General features: G+C 56.3%; 22 protein-coding genes and 1 pseudogene. 11 read left to right on the forward strand and 12 right to left on the reverse strand.

Annotation, left to right across the window (positions count from 1 at the left end; genetic code table 11):
• Positions 1-9 precede the first annotated feature (9 nt).
• The gene (locus BK658_RS12570; protein WP_123582555.1) at positions 10-294 is read right to left on the reverse strand and encodes a type II toxin-antitoxin system RelE/ParE family toxin; all 285 of its coding nucleotides are present in this window, start codon (positions 292-294) and stop codon (positions 10-12) included.
• The gene (locus BK658_RS12575; protein WP_123582556.1) at positions 284-523 is read right to left on the reverse strand and encodes a CopG family ribbon-helix-helix protein; all 240 of its coding nucleotides are present in this window, start codon (positions 521-523) and stop codon (positions 284-286) included. The genes BK658_RS12570 and BK658_RS12575 overlap by 11 nt, the downstream gene beginning before the upstream one ends.
• Before the next feature lie 126 nt (positions 524-649).
• On the opposite strand from BK658_RS12575, the gene fos reads away from it, so the two are divergent.
• The 4 genes and pseudogenes from fos (at position 650) to BK658_RS12595 (ending at position 3389) form a co-directional block, all read left to right on the forward strand.
• Positions 650-1063 (forward strand): fosfomycin resistance glutathione transferase, encoded by a 414-nt coding sequence (fos, locus tag BK658_RS12580; RefSeq protein WP_123582557.1) that lies wholly within the window; start codon positions 650-652, stop codon positions 1061-1063.
• A 27-nt stretch (positions 1064-1090) separates the two neighbouring features.
• Positions 1091-1245 (forward strand): annotated as a pseudogene (locus tag BK658_RS12585) (LysE family translocator); the annotation flags it as partial.
• A 145-nt stretch (positions 1246-1390) separates the two neighbouring features.
• A complete protein-coding gene (locus BK658_RS12590) occupies positions 1391-2734 on the forward strand; it encodes a sensor domain-containing protein (protein WP_123582581.1) in 1344 nt (447 codons plus the stop codon).
• A 130-nt stretch (positions 2735-2864) separates the two neighbouring features.
• Complete coding sequence (locus tag BK658_RS12595) at positions 2865-3389, forward strand: DUF4142 domain-containing protein (RefSeq protein WP_123582558.1); 525 nt, start codon at positions 2865-2867, stop codon at positions 3387-3389.
• 72 nt (positions 3390-3461) lie between these two features.
• Here the strand turns inward: BK658_RS12595 and BK658_RS12600 are convergent, their stop codons facing one another.
• The 5 genes from BK658_RS12600 to BK658_RS12620 form a co-directional block, all read right to left on the reverse strand.
• The gene (locus BK658_RS12600) at positions 3462-4001 is read right to left on the reverse strand and encodes an AidA/PixA family protein (protein WP_123582559.1); all 540 of its coding nucleotides are present in this window, start codon (positions 3999-4001) and stop codon (positions 3462-3464) included.
• A 122-nt stretch (positions 4002-4123) separates the two neighbouring features.
• A complete protein-coding gene (locus tag BK658_RS12605) occupies positions 4124-4627 on the reverse strand; it encodes an inclusion body family protein (protein WP_123582560.1) in 504 nt (167 codons plus the stop codon).
• A gap of 315 nt (positions 4628-4942) precedes the next feature.
• Positions 4943-5125 (reverse strand): hypothetical protein, encoded by a 183-nt coding sequence (locus tag BK658_RS12610; RefSeq protein ID WP_123582561.1) that lies wholly within the window; start codon positions 5123-5125, stop codon positions 4943-4945.
• 14 nt (positions 5126-5139) lie between these two features.
• A complete protein-coding gene (locus tag BK658_RS12615) occupies positions 5140-6336 on the reverse strand; it encodes a DUF1501 domain-containing protein (protein ID WP_123582562.1) in 1197 nt (398 codons plus the stop codon).
• A 21-nt stretch (positions 6337-6357) separates the two neighbouring features.
• A complete protein-coding gene (locus BK658_RS12620) occupies positions 6358-7893 on the reverse strand; it encodes a DUF1800 domain-containing protein (protein ID WP_123582563.1) in 1536 nt (511 codons plus the stop codon).
• A 306-nt stretch (positions 7894-8199) separates the two neighbouring features.
• Between BK658_RS12620 and BK658_RS12625 the strand changes: the two genes are divergently transcribed.
• Positions 8200-8529, forward strand: coding sequence for a YXWGXW repeat-containing protein (locus BK658_RS12625; RefSeq protein WP_019692252.1), 330 nt, complete (start codon positions 8200-8202; stop codon positions 8527-8529).
• Between the two features lie 404 nt (positions 8530-8933).
• The gene (tam, locus tag BK658_RS12630) at positions 8934-9704 is read left to right on the forward strand and encodes a trans-aconitate 2-methyltransferase (RefSeq protein WP_123582564.1); all 771 of its coding nucleotides are present in this window, start codon (positions 8934-8936) and stop codon (positions 9702-9704) included.
• Positions 9705-9739: 35 nt separating this feature from the next.
• Here tam and BK658_RS12635 read toward each other — a convergent pair whose 3' ends face one another.
• From BK658_RS12635 to BK658_RS12645, 3 genes are all read right to left on the reverse strand, one after another.
• A complete protein-coding gene (locus BK658_RS12635) occupies positions 9740-10147 on the reverse strand; it encodes a type II toxin-antitoxin system HicB family antitoxin (RefSeq protein ID WP_071551463.1) in 408 nt (135 codons plus the stop codon).
• A 31-nt stretch (positions 10148-10178) separates the two neighbouring features.
• The gene (locus BK658_RS12640) at positions 10179-10361 is read right to left on the reverse strand and encodes a type II toxin-antitoxin system HicA family toxin (RefSeq protein ID WP_081013750.1); all 183 of its coding nucleotides are present in this window, start codon (positions 10359-10361) and stop codon (positions 10179-10181) included.
• A 323-nt stretch (positions 10362-10684) separates the two neighbouring features.
• The gene (locus tag BK658_RS12645; protein ID WP_123582565.1) at positions 10685-11023 is read right to left on the reverse strand and encodes a hypothetical protein; all 339 of its coding nucleotides are present in this window, start codon (positions 11021-11023) and stop codon (positions 10685-10687) included.
• Between the two features lie 447 nt (positions 11024-11470).
• Between BK658_RS12645 and BK658_RS12650 the strand changes: the two genes are divergently transcribed.
• The 5 genes from BK658_RS12650 to BK658_RS12670 are packed head-to-tail and all read left to right on the forward strand — an operon-like array spanning position 11471 to position 16512.
• Positions 11471-12934: a c-type cytochrome gene (locus tag BK658_RS12650; RefSeq protein ID WP_123582566.1), complete on the forward strand. Its 1464-nt coding sequence runs from the start codon at positions 11471-11473 to the stop codon at positions 12932-12934.
• A 42-nt stretch (positions 12935-12976) separates the two neighbouring features.
• Positions 12977-14752, forward strand: coding sequence for a cytochrome c oxidase subunit I (gene ctaD / locus BK658_RS12655; RefSeq protein ID WP_123582567.1), 1776 nt, complete (start codon positions 12977-12979; stop codon positions 14750-14752).
• A complete protein-coding gene (locus BK658_RS12660) occupies positions 14749-15441 on the forward strand; it encodes a cytochrome c oxidase subunit 3 (RefSeq protein ID WP_123582568.1) in 693 nt (230 codons plus the stop codon). Before ctaD ends, BK658_RS12660 begins: the two co-directional genes overlap by 4 nt.
• 6 nt (positions 15442-15447) lie before the next feature.
• Entirely contained in the window at positions 15448-16161 is a 714-nt protein-coding gene (locus BK658_RS12665; protein ID WP_123582569.1) for a heme-copper oxidase subunit III family protein, read from the forward strand.
• Positions 16162-16194: 33 nt separating this feature from the next.
• The gene (locus BK658_RS12670) at positions 16195-16512 is read left to right on the forward strand and encodes a cytochrome C oxidase subunit IV family protein (protein WP_123582582.1); all 318 of its coding nucleotides are present in this window, start codon (positions 16195-16197) and stop codon (positions 16510-16512) included.
• Between the two features lie 45 nt (positions 16513-16557).
• Here BK658_RS12670 and BK658_RS12675 read toward each other — a convergent pair whose 3' ends face one another.
• Complete coding sequence (locus BK658_RS12675) at positions 16558-17118, reverse strand: magnesium transporter (protein ID WP_123582570.1); 561 nt, start codon at positions 17116-17118, stop codon at positions 16558-16560.
• Between the two features lie 315 nt (positions 17119-17433).
• Entirely contained in the window at positions 17434-17703 is a 270-nt protein-coding gene (locus BK658_RS12680) for a hypothetical protein (RefSeq protein WP_054596089.1), read from the reverse strand.
• Positions 17704-18206: the final 503 nt, after the last annotated feature.

An 18206-nucleotide genomic window follows, 5' to 3' on the forward strand; every position in this document is an offset into this window, starting at 1 on the left:
GGTTGAGACCTACCATGTTCCGGGTGGTAGACGGCGGGTGCGGAACACTCGCAGAACCTGCAAACGCCCTTGGCGGACTCTATAAGGGATGACGTAGGGGCGATCGGTTAGTACCCACTCTCGGGTGCCAGACAGACGGCCTTCACGGCCAATCGCAGGAAATTGGGCAAGGTGCTCGATACTGGCGAAGATGGCTTTGACGAAGTCAGCTGCGGCTTTCGGATTTTCCAGCGCGATGTAAGCGGCTTCGTCATCAATATTTTTTAGTGCAGTTCTCAGCCACTCAACGCGCATTGCTTGCCCACTTGCGGGCTAAGGCATTTACGTCTTCGTCACTGGCAAAATCTCCAGCGTCAGCCTCTTTTAAGGCATGTTGAATTTCTTCGATTTGCCAAGCCTCTCGAGCCAGGTATTCACGTAGCGCATCTACGGCGAGAAAAGATTTGCTGCGGCCTGTCGCTTTAGCCAAATTGGCGAGGGTATCGGCGATTTCGTCTGGCAGGCGCAAAGACATGACGGACATGGCAGTCTCGATGTAGTGGTTTGTAATACAACATACTACATCGCTGTCAGGGGGGCGGTGCTAGCTCCATTCGTCTGTTGCCCCCAGAACCTTTGATTCAAAAGATCACCCACAAGGTATTCCTGCATGCTCTCCAGCCTCAACCATCTGACCCTGGCGGTCACCGATCTGGACCGCAGCGTAGCGTTCTATCATGGCCTGTTGCAGCTGCGCCTCGATGCCACCTGGGACAGCGGCGCCTATCTGTCGTTGCCGGGGTTGTGGCTGTGCCTGTCTCTCGATCCGCTGCGCGAGCCTGAGGCGGCGGTCGATTACACCCATTACGCATTCAGCGTAGGCGCCAGCGACTTCCCGGTATTGGTTCAACGACTGCGAGCTGTGGGTGTTCTAGAGTGGCGGGACAATCGCAGCGAAGGCGCGTCGTTTTATTTCCTGGATCCAGATGGGCACAAGCTTGAACTCCATGTCGGGGATCTGGCGTCGCGACTTGAGGCATGTCGCCAGAGACCTTATGCCGGGATGAAGTTTTTCACCCCGTGACCGGGCGTACTCGCGGTATGTCCATAGCTGTTCTTTCTGAGTTTCGTTGGCGGTATCGCGCATACGCTATTCTGATCGGCATTGTGGGCACTCGTCGGGTGCGTGCGCTGTATCAGCGTCATGAGCTGGCAATTGCCCGGATTTGCGGGGTAATGTTCACCGGTTTCGCCATCAACGCCTAGCTGCACGCGGTGCCGGGGTTGCTGACGAGTAAGGTTTGAGGCTGCGCGCAGGGCTGCGACAGCTGCATCAGGACATCCGTTTCAGCGATGGCCGGGTCCAGGGATTGATACTCACGGCTGCACTTTTGGACAGTATCCATCTTTGATGACCACCAGTAATTCCGCGCCGCTGGCGAGCTACATCGATCTTTTGCTCGACGTCGTGTGTGCGGTCGATAGCCAGGGGCGCTTCGTCTTTGTCAGTGCCGCTAGCGAGCGAGTGTTCGGTTACACCCCGGACGAGCTGATCGGCCAGCCGATGATCGAGATGGTCCACCCGGCCGATCGCCAACGGACCCTGGAGGCCGCCCGGGAAATCATGCGCGGCCAGCCCAACCCGAACTTTGAAAACCGCTACCTGCGCAAGGATGGTCAGGTGGTGCATCTTCTCTGGTCGGCGCGTTGGTCTGAAGTCGACCAACTGCGCATCGCCGTGGCTCGTGATATCACCGAGCGCAAACAGGCAGAGTCCCGGCAAGCCGCACTGTACGCCATCTCTGAAGCCGCCCACGCCGCAGAAGATTTGCTGGCGTTGTTCAAGCGCGTTCATCAGCTGATCGGCGAGTGGCTGCCGGCGTTGAACTTCTCGGTGGCACTTTATGATGAGCACTGCGAGCAATTGAATTTCCCGTACCACATCGACGATCACGAGAGCGATCCGCTGTTCAGCGTTACCGGCCAGCTTTGCACCGAGGTGATCCGCACGGGGCAGCCGGTGCTGGTGACGCCAGACCAACCTGTCTCGATGCCCGGACAGTGCGAGGTCGGCAATGACCCGGATTCACCCTGCTGGCTGGGCGTGCCGCTGAACTCACAGAAAGGCACCATTGGTGCGTTGATCGTCAAAAGCGTACCCGGGGGCGAACGCTATACCGAGCGCGACAAGGAGCTGCTGCAATACGTCTGTGCGCAGGTCGCGGCAGCCATTGAACGCAAGCAGTTGCACTGCCGGCTGCAATTCATGGCGCAGCACGACCAGTTGACCCGCTTGCCTAACCGCGAACTGTTGCGTGAACGTCTGACTGCTGCCCTCGGTAAAGCCAGAAGAAACTCTGGACGCATGGCGCTGCTGTACGTCGACCTGGACCACTTCAAACAGGTCAACGACACCCATGGTCATGGCGTCGGCGACATGTTGCTGCAAGCGGTGGCCAATCGACTGCAAGGCTGCGTGCGTGAGTCCGACACGGTGGCGCGCATTGGCGGTGATGAGTTTGTGGTCCTGCTCGACAGCATTCAGGCCGCCGAAGACGCCGCCCGTGTGGCGATCAAAATCCGTCAGGTGCTCAGCCAGCCGATGCGCCTGGAGAGCCATAGCCTGAACATTCTGCCGAGTATCGGCATCGCGCTCTACCCCGAGCATGGCAGCGAAGAAAAGCAATTGTTCAAGTATGCGGATGAGGCCATGTACGCTGTCAAACGCCTGAGCGGACGCCTGGATCGCGTCTGATCCGGCTTTTATGCGGGGCACCGTTCGTCGCGGCCGGTGCAATTTTTCTAAACCTTTGCGGTGTTTTAACTTCAGACGTCAGGCGGGGAAACCCGCTGCACTCATTTGCCTGTTCAAGGAGGGCGCGACCATGAGCCGTATGGCCAGCCGATTACCGACCATCAGTTTTGCCGTGTTGCTGGGCCTGGGCGCCAGCAACGCTTTTGCCCAGTCGCCAACCGACTTCATCAATGACACCTCGGTCAAAGGTATGGCAGACATCGAAGCCAGCCGCCTGGCTCACCAGAAAACCGAATCCAAAGAGGTCAGGGATTACACGATTGTGGTGATCAACGACCGCACCACTGCCAACCAGCATCTGGCAAAAATCGCTAAAAAACTCGATCTGCCCGTTGCCCCCAGAGACGAGGTGGCCAGCAAGGCCAAGGCGCTGATTCCTGAGGTCAAGGACGGCGACTCGTTCGACACGGCCTTTGCCGTCAGCCAGGTACAGACCACCCAGGAAGCCATCGAGCAGTTGAAGCAGGAAGCACAAACCACTGACGTGCCGGAGATCAAGGCCTTCGCCGCAGAGACCCTGCCAAAACTCGAAAACCACCTGAAAATGGCCAAGGCTCTTCAGGCCAACAGCCAATCGGGTCGGGTGGATGGTTGAGGCGGACGATGGGTATTACGACTGATCACAGCAGGAAAAACTGAAAACCGGCTATTGAAGCCGGTTTTTTGTTTAGCTCGACAGCTTCACCCCAACTGTCCAACTGAAATGCCCCAGCACTTCACAGCTGCTGTTCACCAGCATAAAGCTCAGCTCGCACTGCTCGACACCGGTGCTCAGCTGCTCGCAATGCCAATAGTGATCATCGGCTTTCACCGGGAGTGGTTCGGTGGGGGATTCGGGATTGGGGGCGGGCAAGGTCTGGTCGTTGTGCACCACTAGATGCGGTTTTGAGAACACACCGGCGTCGCCCACAGTCAGGTTGTAAAATACCACGCTGTGTTCGGCGTGCAGGCCGACGGTTCGGCCACGGATGTGGAAGGTTTTGGTTGAACTTGCGGGTAGTTCAAGGCAGGTGCTCTCGGACTTTGGCGTTGTCCCCGGGGACGCGCCAAAGGTGAAAATGAAGCCGTCCTCGATCACGGTCGGTATCTGCGGGTCGAGGCTCGGTTTTGGGTAGCGGGTGAGCAGGGTTTCGGCGTCGACAATCAGCAACACATTGGTTGCCTGCTCAGTGGTGGATGACGGGTTTGCGCTGGTATCTGTGGACATCACGGCTTCCTTTCATGATGTGGGTCGATCGCGGCCACCGCTGCGGCTTACGCAAGACATCCAGTTCCAGTCGGGGCGCGAGGCAGAGGGGAAAGCCCCTTGTCGCCAAGGGGCCGTCCAGATCAGTTACGGATGGTGATGAACGGATCCCACGAGCAGCAAGCTACAATCTGGCAGTCCCGGTTCACGATCAGGAAGTTGAAGTGATAGGTCACGCTGCCGGTGGCAAGGGTTTCCGAAGACCAGTAATGGTTATCGACTTTCTGGCAGCTAGGCACCGACGGGTTGCTGGTGTTTGGCACGGCAACACATGCGGTGGCCTTGCGTGGAGTCGGTGTCGAGATCAGCTCATTACCCGCGTTGCCGATGAACTTGTAGAAAATTACCGCTGTTTCGAAGCTTTGCGACAGGCTGGTTTCGCGCCAGCGAATCAGGTCGCCGACGGAGGCTTTCAAATTCAGTTCGCCACCGGCCTGGCCATTGATCACGTTGTCCCGGTTGGTGACCATGTACACATGACTGACATCGATAAGCGTTGGCGCGTTGGGGTTTTTGCTGATGTTCGGGTAGTTTTTCAGAATGGATTCGGTGTCGATCGAAACAAGCACATCCGTGACTCGAGACATAGTAAAGCTCCTTGTTCATAGTGAGAGCCTGGCATCTACCAGGCACAACAACGCTTGATTGCCTTGCGGCTGTTGTAAGCGCGCTACTATGGGGAACCCACCGATCACAGGTACGAGCTGGCCTGGCTCCTTGCCTATAAAAGTGACCGGCCAGGGTTCCTTCCAACAGGCCGCGTCTGCACTATAGATGCCGATCTGAAGCTGTCAAAACAGAGGGAGCTTCGTTCGACGAGCGGTCGCTTTGCTTCTAACTTCCGATCATTTGGCGATAAGGAAACGGCGATCCAGAACGTTTCCCCGAGTGTTGTCTTCCCTCTAAATCGTGTGCCACTGAGTAACGATTACCGATCCCGGCAGCTTCACTTCCAGAGTGTCGGCGAATTGACCGTCGATGGCTTTGAGCAGGCCTTGCGCCGATGTTCGACCCAAGCTGATGGCTTTGAGTCCGGAGCTTGCGACCATCAGCGCCTTGAGGTCTTTTAACGTAATGCGTTGCATATTTCTTACGCCGATCAGAGCAACTGCAATGCATCCGGACGTACACCGGGAAATACGCTCTGTAACTGCGATGCGGATAGGCCCCATGTTCGAGCAAGCAAACCACCGAGTAAGTTCCGATAGTTGTTGAGTACCGGGTAATCGCGGTTTTGCAGCAGGCTTTGTGGGGCGACCGCCACCTGTTCACCCACGATGCGTCCACCGCGAACGTTGCCGCCGAGTACCCAGTACACCGTGCCATGCCCGTGGTCGGTGCCCCTGGCGCCGTTTTCACGAAAGGTGCGGCCGAACTCCGAGACCACCACCACGGTGGTATTGCTCCATTCATCCCCCAGCGCCTGGGCATAGGCGACCAGACCTTCACCGAGGTTCGCCAGGTTGTTGGCCAGTTGGCCGCTGGTGCTGCCTTGATTGACGTGGGTATCCCAGCCGCCGACATCGACGAAACCCAGTCGATACTGGTCGCGCATCAGTGTTGCCATGCGCCGGGTCTGGGCCGCAAAGTTCTGTGCATTCGGCGCGCCACGATTGGCCTTGACCATCTCTTCTTGCAGATCCCTTGACACCTGCTGGCGCAGTTCAAGGCCACCGGTTGCGGAGGCGGCATAAGGTGTGTCTTTGTACATCGACGAGAGAATCGCCGATTGTCGAGCATCAAAGGCCGATTTCGAGGCACCGCGTAACGAGATGTTAGGAATGGCGTTGCCGCCCTGAAAACTCAGGGGCAAAGCATCGGTGAACGCGATGGGCGCACTGTTCGGCACCTGACGCGACAAGCGTGCAAGAAAGCCCGAGTCGTAACGGTTACGCTGTTGGCTCGGTTCGCCAGACTCGATGTTGTCCTGTGTTTCGAAGTGACTGCGGGACAAATCATCGGTCCCGGCGAACGGCACGAAGGCGATCTGCTTGCGTTGCCACAACGGGTAGATCGAATCACGTAAAACCGGGTTCAGGCCCCAATGGCTGTCTAGTGCAATGGCGCTGTTGGGGTTATGGGAGTCCGGGCGGGCAATGGCGAGAGTCGGACGCGACTCGTAGTAAAAATCGCTGGAGTAGGGCACCAGTAGGTTGTTGCAGTCGTAGCCGCCGCGAAGAAAAACCATCAGAAAGCGCGGTGCCGAAACGGGGGCGGCGAACAGCTTTGCACTAAACGACAAGGACGGCAGCGTCGCGGCTGCCGCAGCGGCAATCAGCAGTTCTCGACGATTCATGGCGGCACCTCGTTATGCAACTTAGCGGTTATTGAAGTCAGGTGAGGCGAGCAAAAAGGTGTTCCATTCCTGAGGCGAAACGGCCTTGTTCAGCGCGCCAAGGGTCGCTGCTGAAAGGTGTGGAGAGATGGCCTCGTAGAACAACGGTGTGGTGATCATCGGAAACCCGGGGCCGGGCAGGTTGCTACCTTGCGGGGTAAACAATCGGTTGTCCCCACGTCCGATTGCCCGGGCGATTTCGAAGCGTTTTGACATCTGCCCTGAGCTCGACCAACCGCTGGATTCCAGTGGCCAGCCGTCCGGCGTTACGCGACCGAATACTGGCTGCCCCAACTGATTGAGCCAATTGATCATCGGCCTGGCGTTGGCCAGCGGCTTACCGTCATAGGCCAGCCGCACCGCCGATACCACAAACTGCATCGGGTCCTTGAACTTGGTGCCAGCGCTTTGCAGCAACTCCTTCGATTCGAACAACGTACGCATCACTAGGGCTATATCGCCGTCGCTGTCCTGGAAGGTCTTGGCCATCCGTTCCACCAGCGCGGGCGGCGGCTGATCGGCAACGAAGTATTCGGCCAGCTGTTGCGAGACAAAATGCGCACAGGCTTTTTGCCGGGTAATCAGCTCCACAGCCTGACGGATCTCGTCAAAGCCGCTGCCCCTGATCGGATGGCCGAGCAGTACCTTGTCGCTAAAGTCGTGACGACGAGGATTGAATTCGAACAGCCCTTCGCGCACCACCAAGGCCTGTAACCGAGGAGCAAACTTCTGCGTACGACCATCGAGCGGCATAAGCCCGGCGCCGGTCAGAATCAACGCCAGTTGCTGCACGTCTTGCTGGGTATAGCCTGAGCCGACGCCCAGGGTGTGCAGCTCCATCAATTCGCGGGCGTAGTTCTCGTTGACCTTGCCCTTGGCATTTTGCGCGTTGTCCAGGTACTCAAGCATCGCCGGACTCTTGAGGGTGGCCATTACCAGGTCCTTGAACTTACCCAGCGCGTGTGGGCGAATTGCGTGTTCTGCGTAGTCCGCCGTCAGCACCCGTATGCGACCTTTGCCCTGAAACACGCTGAAGTGGTTGAGCCAGAAACCCACCAACTGCTCTTTGAGCTGATTGGGCCCATACACCGCACGCAACAGCACGGTTTCACGCGCTTGTTCTGCGAGTTCGTTGGCTTGTTGCTGTGCGTCTTTTTTCGCGGCGTTTTTGGCGTCGCCTTCGGGCATGGCCTTGAGCTGTTCCTGCTGGCTCTTGAATGCCAGCAACAAGGATTCGGGCGACGTGCTCAATACCGGATAACTGTGCAACAGCGCGTTGATTGCCGGTGGCAGCGGGTCATTGATGCGGTCGGCCAATTGGGCTTGAAGCAGACCCTCACGGCCCATGCTGCGCAAGCGCGCCAGGTTGGCGGCATCCAGATCGAAGCCATCGCGGCGCAGCCAGGCAATGTCGCTCGGGTTGAGCGTTGCGGGTGTCCCGGCTAAGGTGAGTGAGGGAAACAACAGCAAACAGGCCGACAGACACAACGGTCGCAAAGCGGTATGTGGCATGTGCATGTAGGAGGTTCCCGAGTATCAAGAGAGACGTCGACAGCAGCCAGTGTAGTTTCCACCCGTGCAGCTGACGCTATGCTGAATAACGTGCATCTAGAACAGCTCAACAAAGATGGCGTTGTACTTGTTCTCGCAGTTTCTGCGAGCGGTGGAAGGTCAACTTTTCTTTACACAGTTCCTGTGGGTGGGTTCAGGTATTAGACAGATATCTGCTGGTACAAATATTCATACGCCAAGCAGGAGCGCGGCGGTAAAGGGGGCATGGTTTTACAGGGTTACTCTATTGGCCGATGAGCCTCAGGAGGCAGCATGTTGTTACGTTACGCGGCATTGGTAGCAGTGGTCATCGCGGCCTCCGGTTGCGTACAGGAGCGTGTGGTTCACGACCGGCGTCCGCCGCCACGCGAGTACGTCGAAGTCATCGCGCCACAGCCACCACCGGTCCAGGTGATTGAAGTGGAGCCCGCGGGCCGGCCGGGTTATGTCTGGTCGCGAGGTTACTGGCGCTGGGAAGGCGGACGATATGTCGCCGTTCGCGGGCACTGGGAACCGGAACGCCGGGGCTATCGTTACGTGCACCCGCATTGGGAGCAGCGCAACGATGGCTGGCATTGGCAAGGCGGTGGTTGGGCTCACTAGACCCGACGTTTCGCCGAATCAAAAAGAGCGACCTTCGGGTTAATACCAGTCAGTTAAGCGCAATCCCTGTGGGAGCGAGCCTGCTCGCGATGACGGCATAACATTCAACATCAATGTTGATTGACCCACCGCTATCGCGAGCAGGCTCGCTCCCACAGGTTTGTGCCTTAACTGACTGGCATTGCCTTCACAGGTTGCTCTTTTTTTTGTGCCGGTCTTTTGATATGAGCCTGCGGGCTCGTCTATCGATCGCGCTTACCCGACATCGGCGTAACCACCTTCACCACATCACCTACCCATCGAATCTTGACGAACTTGGCAGGGCTGTCGCTTACTGGCGCCCCACGAGCGAAACGCAGAGTCTAGCGCGTCGCTTATGTCCTGACCCGTTACAGGAGTACGCGATGAGCTGGTCTGCCAAACAGTATGTGGCGTTCGAAGATGAGCGCACGCGCCCGGCGCGCGATTTGCTGGCCGCTATCCCCAACACCGATGCGCGTTCGGTGATCGACATCGGCTGTGGCCCTGGCAACTCTACCGAATTGCTCGTGCAGCGCTTTGCCAATGCCGCGGTGCGTGGCCTGGACAGCTCGGCCGACATGATCGACGCCGCCCGCAAACGCTTGCCGAACGTACGCTTCGACACCGCCGACATCGCTGCCTGGAGCGAGCCCGGCCCGTTCGATGTGATCTTCGCCAACGCGGTGTTCCAGTGGTTGCCCGACCACGCCACGCTATTACCGTCGCTGGTGGCCAAGCTCGCACCGGGTGGCAGCCTGGCGATTCAAATGCCTGACAACCTCGATCAACCGTCGCATCGGATGATGCGTGAAGTCGCCAGTAAGGGGCCTTGGGCCAGTAAGCTTATGGACATCGCCGGGCAACGGACGACCCTGGACGACGCCAATATCTACTACCGGATGCTGTGTTCGTGCGCCTCGCGCGTCGATGTGTGGCGCACCACCTACCATCACCCGCTGGCGGGCGGTCCTGCGGCCGTGGTCGAGTGGTTCAAGGGCAGCGGTTTGCGGCCGTTTCTTGAACCGCTCGACGAGGCGGAAAAAACTCAGTACCTCGAGCAATATCTGGCTGCGTTAGAGCCATTCTTCCCGGTGCAGGCCGATGGTTCGGTGTTGCTGCCGTTCCCGCGTTTATTCATTGTGGCGACCCGCTAAAGGCCGTTGTTGCATCAGGCCTGAAGCTGTTGCCCTCATCCCTGTTGCAACACTTTCAACGCCGCCGAGGCCAGGAAGCCGGAACGGCTTTTTTCTTCCGGGTGATGCAACACGTATTCGTCGATACGGGTCAGCAAATAGCCGGGCAGGGTGATGTTGAGTTTCTGAGCCTTGCCCAGGTACTTGGTGACATCGATGTCCACCAATGCCCAGGTAACGCCGGCGTACTGCGGATTGGCTGCATGCACGGTGACCTTGTTGGCGGGCGGAATCGCCGAGCCGTCTTCGGCGAGTATCTCGAAGTGGCCTTCGATGGCTTCGCGCGCCATGGCGATCGCATCGTCCAGGTCATCACCGGCCGAGAAGCAGCCCGGAATATCCGGCACTTCCACGCCCCAGGCGTGTTCGTTATCGCCCATTGAAATCGCAATTGGGTAAAGCATGTTCGTTGTCCTCTGGGTGCTGTTCGCCGGTTCAATACAGCAGGGCCTGTTGCAGGATGCTGACGGCCGTTTTGGTCAGTAAATCCTTTTTCGGGTGTGGGACGGTGACCAGACCGGGCTTCACAGGATGCTTGAAGTGGTGATGGCTGCCCCTGACCCGTACCAGATACCAGCCGTCTGCGACGATTTGGGTTATCAAATATCGACTATTCACATCACTTCCCTGTGCTGTGTAGGTGGTTACTATACCTACTGAAAATAAGTTATCAACACTATAACCACCGCTGGTGGCGACAGAATGGATGAGTGGTAGGGAACAGTGTAGGAACCACCGCAGGACACGGTGTCCGGGAGCAGCGCTGGAGTGTTTCTGATTCCTTCAACGCCAGCTCAACGTGTGTTGTTGATGAACGGCGGGCGTAAAAAACCGGTCACTGAGGACCGGCTTTTCTTGTCTCTGCATCTTCTGTTTAAAAGGTGAGGTTTCGCGCTGCGCTCCCCGCAGAGAAAAAAACGATGCCGAGAATCACATAGTCGCTAATCAATCAGTTGATCAATCAAAACCGCATTGGTATAGATCAAACTCCCATCGCTTGCTCGATGTCCGACCAGATGGAACTGACCGCGCCCGTGTTGCAAATAGACGCGCATTTGGCAGTCGGACAAGGGGCCGTATCCCTCGGGCATGATCAAATCCATTGTACTCATGTCCACATCGACCATCTCTTCAGGCTCATGGATCTTCTGCAGGCGCCCTTCAGCTTTTTCCAGGCGCAGATGGAGAGGGCCATCGACGTAAAAATGGACTTCTCCCACCGGGATGGACTTTTGGTTGCCGCTGATTTTGCACCAGCCTTCGATCGTCAAGGCACTCATGACGGAACCTCCATTGTGGACTGCGGGACTCTGTAGCTCGGGTCGCTTCTGGCCGATCTCTGCCGTCTCTGATCAGAAATTGAGTATAGCTGGCAACCGGGACTCGCTTGGGGGAGGGCGGGCTCGATCCAGATTATTTTGACTGGTCGGAAACAAGTCGCTACGCCCGATGTAGTTCCGGACGACGTGATGCTGAATATCTATAGCTATAGACGCTGAATAGATTTAAATAATTAACTTAATGATGGAGTTGTAAAATCCGAGCATCAGGTTCTTCAGAGAAAGCGCTTGTTTCGTTCGTGCACTATACTTCTTGCTGACTCTGCCGTCAGCAGCAGGGGGCTTATCTGCCCTGCTAGTGCGTTAGATGTATGTTGATGTGATGATGCTGTTAAGTGGCGATGCTGTTGAATAACCAACGAGTGACAGGAACAGGATGAAGAGAAAATGGCAATAGCAATTGTCTTGATTCTAATCGTTGTTGCATCAGTGTTGTTCAACATACTCGCGCCTTGGCATGCGACACCGGCCGCTTCCAACTGGGGGTCAATAGACACCACTCAGTTCATCACCCTGATCATCAGCGGAATATTTTTCATCGCCGTCACGGTATTTATGGCGGTCGCGGTGATGCGTTATCGTCACAAGGAGGGCTCTAGGGCGGCTTACCAGCCAGGAAATAAAAAGTTGGAGTCATGGTTAATTATTGTTACTTCGGTCGGTATTGCCGCGATGTTGGCGCCAGGTCTGGTTGTTTACAGTGATTTCGTCCGGGTGCCCAAAAAAGCTTATGAACTTGAAGTGGTCGCCCAGCAGTGGCAGTGGGCCTTTCGTTTTCCCGGCCGGGACGGGAAGTTGGGCAAGTCGGATATTAAGTTTGTTGATTCCAACAATCCCTTCGGTCTTGATCCCAGGGATCCTGCCGGGCAGGACGATGTGCTGATACTAAACAATGAAGTTCGCCTGCCGCTCGATCAACCGGTAAAAGTTTTACTGCGTTCTAAAGATGTGCTGCACGATTTCGATGTACCGCAAATGCGCGGCAAGATGGACATGGTGCCAGGGATGGTGTCGTACTTTTGGTTTACGCCGACTAAAACCGGGGAATATGAAATTCTCTGCGCTGAATATTGTGGCGTAGGGCATTACAACATGCGCGGCCATATGATCGTAGTAGAACAGGGCGCCTTCGATCAATGGCTGAGCAGCCAACCGACGTTTGCGCAGACATTAGCGGCAGCTGCCAAGCCCAGTCGGGACAGCGTGCTGGAAAAAGGCCGGCTGTTGGTCGAGAAGTATGGCTGCAGTGCCTGCCATAGCCAGGATGGCAGTGCCAGTCTCGGCCCGGGATGGAAGGGGTTGTACGGTCGCACCGAACAGCTTGCCGATGGCACCAGTGTGCTGGTCGATGAGGCCTACCTGAAAGCGGCGATCCTCGATCCGAAGGCCCGCCGGGTACAGGGCTACCCGCCGGTCATGGTGGCCTATACTCTCAATGAAGATGAGCTGGGTGCTCTCGTCACCCTGATCAAATCACTGGGTACTGCGCGCCAGGGCGATGAGCTTTCTGCCCCGGGTGACGACTTGGTGGCGCAGGGACAGCAGTTGGCCAAGTCGTTCGGCTGTCTGGCCTGCCACAGTGTCGATGGCAGCAAGGGCGTCGGCCCCAGCTGGCAGGGCCTGTATGGCAAGACAGAAACCCTTGAGGACGGTACGAGGATAAAGGTCGATGAGGACTATATAAAAGAATCGGTTCTCAAGCCTAACGCCAAAATCGTCAAGGGCTACGCAGCCATCATGCCGACCTTTACGCCGAGTGATAAGGAGTTAAGCGCACTGATCGCTTTTATCAAATCCAAAGCGAATGCCGACGCTGATGCGAGCAAGGCGGAGCCAGGAAAGCAGCCGTAAGCAGCCAGCAATACACCGAAACTTCAGTAGGAGGATGACGTGATGGCCTATGCGGAGCAAGCCGAAACAGAAGCACTGCACGAGCCCAAAAGTTTCCTGACCAAATATATCTGGAGTCAGGACCACAAGGTCATCGCCATTCAGTATTCCTTGACGGCTATATTCGTGGGCATCATCGCCGTGGTGTTGTCCGATTTGATGCGCTTGCAGATAGGCTTCCCCGGTAGCTTGGGGTTCATGGACGCCAGTACTTACTATCAGGCGATGACCATGCACGGCATGATCATGGTCATTTACTTGCTGACGGCCTTGTTTCTGGGTGGCTTCGGCAACTATCTGATCCCGCTGATGGTGGGCGCCCGGGACATGGTCTTCCCCTACGTCAACATGCTGAGCTACTGGACTTACCTGCTGGCGGTTCTGGTGTTGCTCGCCGCTTTCTTTGTCCCGGGCGGCCCCACGGGTGCGGGCTGGACGCTTTATCCGCCGCAGTCCATTACCAAGGGGACACCGGGAACCGACTGGGGCATCGTGCTGATGCTCGTCTCACTGGCGATTTTTATTGTCGCAACCACCATGGGCGGGTTGAACTACGTCACCACGGTGTTGCAGGCGCGCACGCACGGCATGACATTGTTTCGCATGCCACTCTCCGTATGGGGAATCTTCATGGCCTCGATTATGGCCTTGCTGGCGTTCCCGGCGTTGTTTGTCAGTGCGATCATGACGCTGTTCGACAAACTGTTGGGCACCAGCTTCTTTATGCCGGCGATCATCTCGCTGGGGCAGCAGCTCGATCACCAAGGTGGCAGCCCGATATTATTCCAGCATCTGTTCTGGTTCTTCGGCCACCCGGAAGTCTACATCGTTGCTCTCCCCGCGTTTGGTCTGGTCTCCGACTTGATCAGCACGCATGCGCGTAAAGGTATCTTCGGCTACCGAATGATGGTGTGGGCCATTATTGCGATTGGCGTACTCAGCTTTGTGGTCTGGGCACACCATATGTATGTCAGCGGAATGAACCCGTACTTTGGCTTTTTCTTCGCCACCACCACCTTGATCATCGCGGTGCCGACCGCACTGAAAGTCTACAACTGGATTCTGACCCTGTGGCGGGGCGACATACATCTGACCGTACCGATGCTGTTTGCCCTGGCCTTTATCGTCACCTTTCTGGTCGGTGGTCTGACCGGGTTGTTTCTCGGCAATGTGATCGTGGATATTCCGCTCTCGGACACCTATTTCGTTGTGGCCCATTTTCATATGGTCATGGGGGTCGCACCGGTACTGGTGGTGTTCGGCGGCATTTATCATTGGTTCCCGAAAGTCACCGGGCGCATGACGAACGACATCCTCGGCAAGCTGCATTTCTGGATTACTTTTCTCGGCACCTACGCCATCTTCTTTCCCATGCACTACCTGGGTTTCCAGGGCATGCCACGCCGCTACTATGCCTATGACAACTACGCGTTCATCCCGCAGTCGGCGCAAGAATTGAATGCCTTCATTACGGTGGTCGCATTGATCGTCGGCGTTTCCCAACTGCTGTTCCTGTTCAACCTGGCCTGGAGCACTTTCAAAGGCAAGCCTGCAGGCAGTAACCCCTGGGGCGCGGCCAGTCTGGAATGGCAAACGCCAGACACCCCGCCGGTACACGGTAACTGGGGCGCGAAGCTGCCGGTTGTGTATCGCTGGGCCTACGACTACAGCATGCCGGGAATAGACCAGGATTTCGTTCCGCAAACGGTCTCCGACGAGGAGCTGGAGCAGATGCGGCAACTCAGTGCCGGAGCCAGGATTGCGGACGTTAAGACATGAACAGGCTGCTATTGAGAAACGCCGACGGTGCTGACCCCGGCGGTAGTTGGAATGGTGGTCCTGAGGATATTCAGGCCGCCGAGGCTGCCGATAGAATCCAAAACGCAAGGGTCGGCCTGCGCTTGTTTCTGGCTGTAGTGAGCTCGTTATTCTTTCTCTTCCTGGTCGCCTTTATTGAGCGCTCGCAAATGGCCGACTGGCAACCCCTGACGGAGCCCTTGGCGCCGTTAGCCAATCTATGGCAGCTATGGCTGAATTCGGCTTTTCTGGTATTGAGCTGCATCGCACTGCAGTGGTCGCGGATGGCTGCCCGGCAGGCTCGACTGGATGCAACTGTCATTGGCTTTGCAGTGGGGGGCGTATTTGCTGTTGCCTTTCTGACGGGACAGCTCTGGGTCTGGCAGCAGTTTGTCGCCTGGGGCTACTTTGTCGCCAGCAATCCGGCCAACAGTTTTTTCTACTTGTTGACCGGCCTGCATGGGTTCCACCTGCTGGGCGGGCTGATCGCCTGGAGCAGAACCGTCGCTAAATTCCTGCATCACGTGCCGTTGCCGCAACTCAGCGCCAGCGTAGAGCTCTGTGCCATCTATTGGCATTACTTACTGGGTCTTTGGTTCGTGCTATTCGCTCTGCTGACCAGTACGCCGGCAACCTATGAAGCTATTGCCAGATTCTGCGGCCTGAGGTGAAAAGCCATGGCATCGCACCCGCTAGCCCCACTCGAATCCAGTTCATCCAACCCACCCAGTTCGCCGCCTGCAACGGGATGGCAGGGCATCGCCAACGACTGGTCCTCGGACAGAGAGGCTTTCAGGCAGGTCCCCTGGGGCAAGGCGATGATGTGGATATTCCTGCTCAGCGATACGTTTGTATTTACCTGCTTTTTAACCGGCTACATGTCGGTACGCATGACGATCACCAGCGCCTGGCCGAACCCCAGTGAAGTGTTCGCATTGACGATCGGCGGTAGAGAAATCCCGCTTATTCTGATCGCCATCATGACCTTTGTGCTGATCAGTAGCAGCGGCACCATGGCCATGGCAGTCAATTTCGCCTATCGCCGTGATCGCGCGAAAACCGCTGCCCTGATGCTGGCGACCGCAGCCTTCGGTGTGACCTTCGTCAGCATGCAGGCATTTGAATGGAGCAAGCTCATCGCAGAAGGGGTGCGTCCCTGGGGGAACCCCATGGGGGCGGCGCAATTTGGTGCCAGCTTTTTCATGATTACCGGTTTTCACGGACTGCATGTGTCAGTCGGCGTCATCTACCTCAGCATTGTGGCGCTGAAGGTATTGCGGGGAGATTATGAGCGCTCCGGAAACTATCAGATCGTCGAGATAGCCGGGCTTTACTGGCACTTCGTGGACCTGGTCTGGGTATTTATTTTTGCTTTCTTCTATTTATGGTAGGTCGTGAACAGGTTCTGAAGAGGAGCACTGATGATGGCGCATACTCAAGGTCAGCAACATCCAATCAGCTTGTACCTGAAAATCTGGGGTCTGTTATTCGTCCTCAGCACGCTGTCGTATCTTGTCGACTATTTTCACTTCCAGGGCTACCTCCGGTGGTCCCTGATCATCACGCTCATGTTGTTGAAGGCAGGTTTGATTGTCTCCATCTTCATGCACATGGCTTGGGAACGGTTGGCCATGGTCTACGCCATATTGGTGCCACCGTTGTGTTTACTGGTGCTCGTCGGGCTGATGGCCACCGAGGCAGACTATGTGTTCCTCAGCCGGGTCATTTTCTTCGGCCAATAAGCGACGTCCGGACGGCACTTCCGGATAGCCTCAAGCCTCCAGGGGCTAACCCGATATCACTCGCTTGAACTGATGCCATTTGTGCTGCCAGGCTACTGTCCAGTGAGGGGCTGCCGTTCCCATGCCGGCGATCTTCAGTCTTGGATGATGTTCGATAACCCGGTCCAGTACCAATTCCTGATCCGGCTCAACATCCACGAAGAAGATATGTTTGCCCTCGTCTACCACCTGTTTAAAACTGCGGAAGTGAGTGTTTGGCACCTGGATACCAAAAAATCCGCCTTCCCAGATGCAGAAGCCCGCGATAACAATCGCCAGGAAGATAAAAGGCACCCAGCCTGCGGCGGATTCGGTCCAGCCCAGCCAATAGGCGCCGCCAAGGACCAGCGCAGCAAGTGGCACACCGACCACTGCACCAATCTCGCCAGAGTGAACAGTGTCTTGTTTCATTAACGAGTTAACTTCGTGGAGGTGATGTTCTTCAACATCAGCCACTTCTTCACTGAGCACATGAATTTGTTCGGTATTGATGCCGTTGGCTTCCAATTCATTTTCAACGGTTTCAAGATCGTCGAGATTGTCACTGATGTAATAGTGCCGATTCATACCACACCTCCCATCTCGTGCTTGCTGTAGACCTCCTCTGTCCTGCAGCCGTTAACTGAGATTTGCAGTCGGTATCTGTACCCGTGGGGGACGTTGCAGACTTCATGCAATTCGAAAGAAGTATAGCACTCGCTAGCATGCGTGTTTTGCGGTGTCAAGTTCTAGGGGCTGCGTTAGGGCCTGGCGCGCGCCGACGAATTCTGCATCGCGGCGGAGGCGGCAGGTTTGCCCAACGAGGCCGAAAACAGGGCGTGAAATCGGCCAAACTCCAGTTTAGAACTGTCGGAAAACCGGAGTGGCCTCTTCCTTGTGACGTCAGGACGGTTCTGCATCCATACGTCGCGCAATCACATCCAGCACATCGCAACCGTCGCGCAAAGGTATGCAGCAGAGCAATGCGAAGTCGCTGAGAATGACCGAGTCAGTGGTGATGTCACCCCGCATCGCGAGGTTTTCAAGAATCTGCGTCACGGCTCGGATTCTATAACTGGCCGTGCTGAGCAGTGAATGCAGCGGTTGAGTGGTGTTGACGAACAGGGAGGGTAGGTCGTCGGCGTTGCTCGTTAAAGCCATGTATTCATTCATGAGTGATCACCATGTAGTTGGAAGACCGCACCACTCAATTGTCGCCAAACAAAGGGTGGCAGCTGTACGCGGGTTGGCGAACCGGACATGGCATAACCGGCAGATCCGAAGATCTCCCACGCACAGCTGCCAAAAAACAGGTAGCTAAGTGCGTTCAAAAGCGCTCCGAAACTGCTCGGAAGCTTCTGCACCATGTCGTCGAGTCGCCAAACCCGACACGCCATTTGGGCGTCGGCCGACTATAAGCCTCGTGACAAAAGCACAGCAATGCGCAAGTGTACGGACAATTCCCGGAGTAGTGTAGGACATTGCTTTTTTGAAAATAGGCCTCGTTCGTGAACCCAGAGAATGGGCAATCCGCACTTAATTTGACAAGCGTTGACTGGCTATTCATGGAGGAAGAAACAGCGTTTCACCAAATCCCGCCCACAAAAAAACCGGCCACTTGGACTAATGCCAGTCAGTTAAGCTGACTGGCATTTTTATTTCTGATCGGATACTTC

The organism is Pseudomonas brassicacearum (assembly GCF_003732175.1).
Taxonomy (GTDB): domain Bacteria; phylum Pseudomonadota; class Gammaproteobacteria; order Pseudomonadales; family Pseudomonadaceae; genus Aquipseudomonas; species Aquipseudomonas brassicacearum_G.

Excerpts from the sequence above, each read along its gene's own strand:
- BK658_RS12575 (WP_123582556.1), bottom strand. The coding sequence starts at position 523 with ATGTCCGTCATGTCTTTGCGCCTGCCAGACGAAATCGCCGATACCCTC.
- BK658_RS12635 (WP_071551463.1), bottom strand. The coding sequence starts at position 10,147 with ATGCTTTACCCAATTGCGATTTCAATGGGCGATAACGAACACGCCTGG.
- BK658_RS12605 (WP_123582560.1), bottom strand. The coding sequence starts at position 4,627 with ATGTCTCGAGTCACGGATGTGCTTGTTTCGATCGACACCGAATCCATT.
- tam (WP_123582564.1), top strand. The coding sequence starts at position 8,934 with ATGAGCTGGTCTGCCAAACAGTATGTGGCGTTCGAAGATGAGCGCACG.
- fos (WP_123582557.1), top strand. The coding sequence starts at position 650 with ATGCTCTCCAGCCTCAACCATCTGACCCTGGCGGTCACCGATCTGGAC.
- BK658_RS12665 (WP_123582569.1), top strand. The coding sequence starts at position 15,448 with ATGGCATCGCACCCGCTAGCCCCACTCGAATCCAGTTCATCCAACCCA.
- BK658_RS12595 (WP_123582558.1), top strand. The coding sequence starts at position 2,865 with ATGAGCCGTATGGCCAGCCGATTACCGACCATCAGTTTTGCCGTGTTG.
- BK658_RS12620 (WP_123582563.1), bottom strand. The coding sequence starts at position 7,893 with ATGCACATGCCACATACCGCTTTGCGACCGTTGTGTCTGTCGGCCTGT.
- BK658_RS12600 (WP_123582559.1), bottom strand. The coding sequence starts at position 4,001 with ATGTCCACAGATACCAGCGCAAACCCGTCATCCACCACTGAGCAGGCA.
- BK658_RS12670 (WP_123582582.1), top strand. The coding sequence starts at position 16,195 with ATGGCGCATACTCAAGGTCAGCAACATCCAATCAGCTTGTACCTGAAA.
- BK658_RS12625 (WP_019692252.1), top strand. The coding sequence starts at position 8,200 with ATGTTGTTACGTTACGCGGCATTGGTAGCAGTGGTCATCGCGGCCTCC.
- BK658_RS12590 (WP_123582581.1), top strand. The coding sequence starts at position 1,391 with ATGACCACCAGTAATTCCGCGCCGCTGGCGAGCTACATCGATCTTTTG.
- BK658_RS12660 (WP_123582568.1), top strand. The coding sequence starts at position 14,749 with ATGAACAGGCTGCTATTGAGAAACGCCGACGGTGCTGACCCCGGCGGT.
- BK658_RS12680 (WP_054596089.1), bottom strand. The coding sequence starts at position 17,703 with ATGAATGAATACATGGCTTTAACGAGCAACGCCGACGACCTACCCTCC.
- BK658_RS12610 (WP_123582561.1), bottom strand. The coding sequence starts at position 5,125 with ATGCAACGCATTACGTTAAAAGACCTCAAGGCGCTGATGGTCGCAAGC.
- BK658_RS12650 (WP_123582566.1), top strand. The coding sequence starts at position 11,471 with ATGGCAATAGCAATTGTCTTGATTCTAATCGTTGTTGCATCAGTGTTG.
- BK658_RS12615 (WP_123582562.1), bottom strand. The coding sequence starts at position 6,336 with ATGAATCGTCGAGAACTGCTGATTGCCGCTGCGGCAGCCGCGACGCTG.
- BK658_RS12570 (WP_123582555.1), bottom strand. The coding sequence starts at position 294 with ATGCGCGTTGAGTGGCTGAGAACTGCACTAAAAAATATTGATGACGAA.
- ctaD (WP_123582567.1), top strand. The coding sequence starts at position 12,977 with ATGGCCTATGCGGAGCAAGCCGAAACAGAAGCACTGCACGAGCCCAAA.
- BK658_RS12675 (WP_123582570.1), bottom strand. The coding sequence starts at position 17,118 with ATGAATCGGCACTATTACATCAGTGACAATCTCGACGATCTTGAAACC.
- BK658_RS12645 (WP_123582565.1), bottom strand. The coding sequence starts at position 11,023 with ATGAGTGCCTTGACGATCGAAGGCTGGTGCAAAATCAGCGGCAACCAA.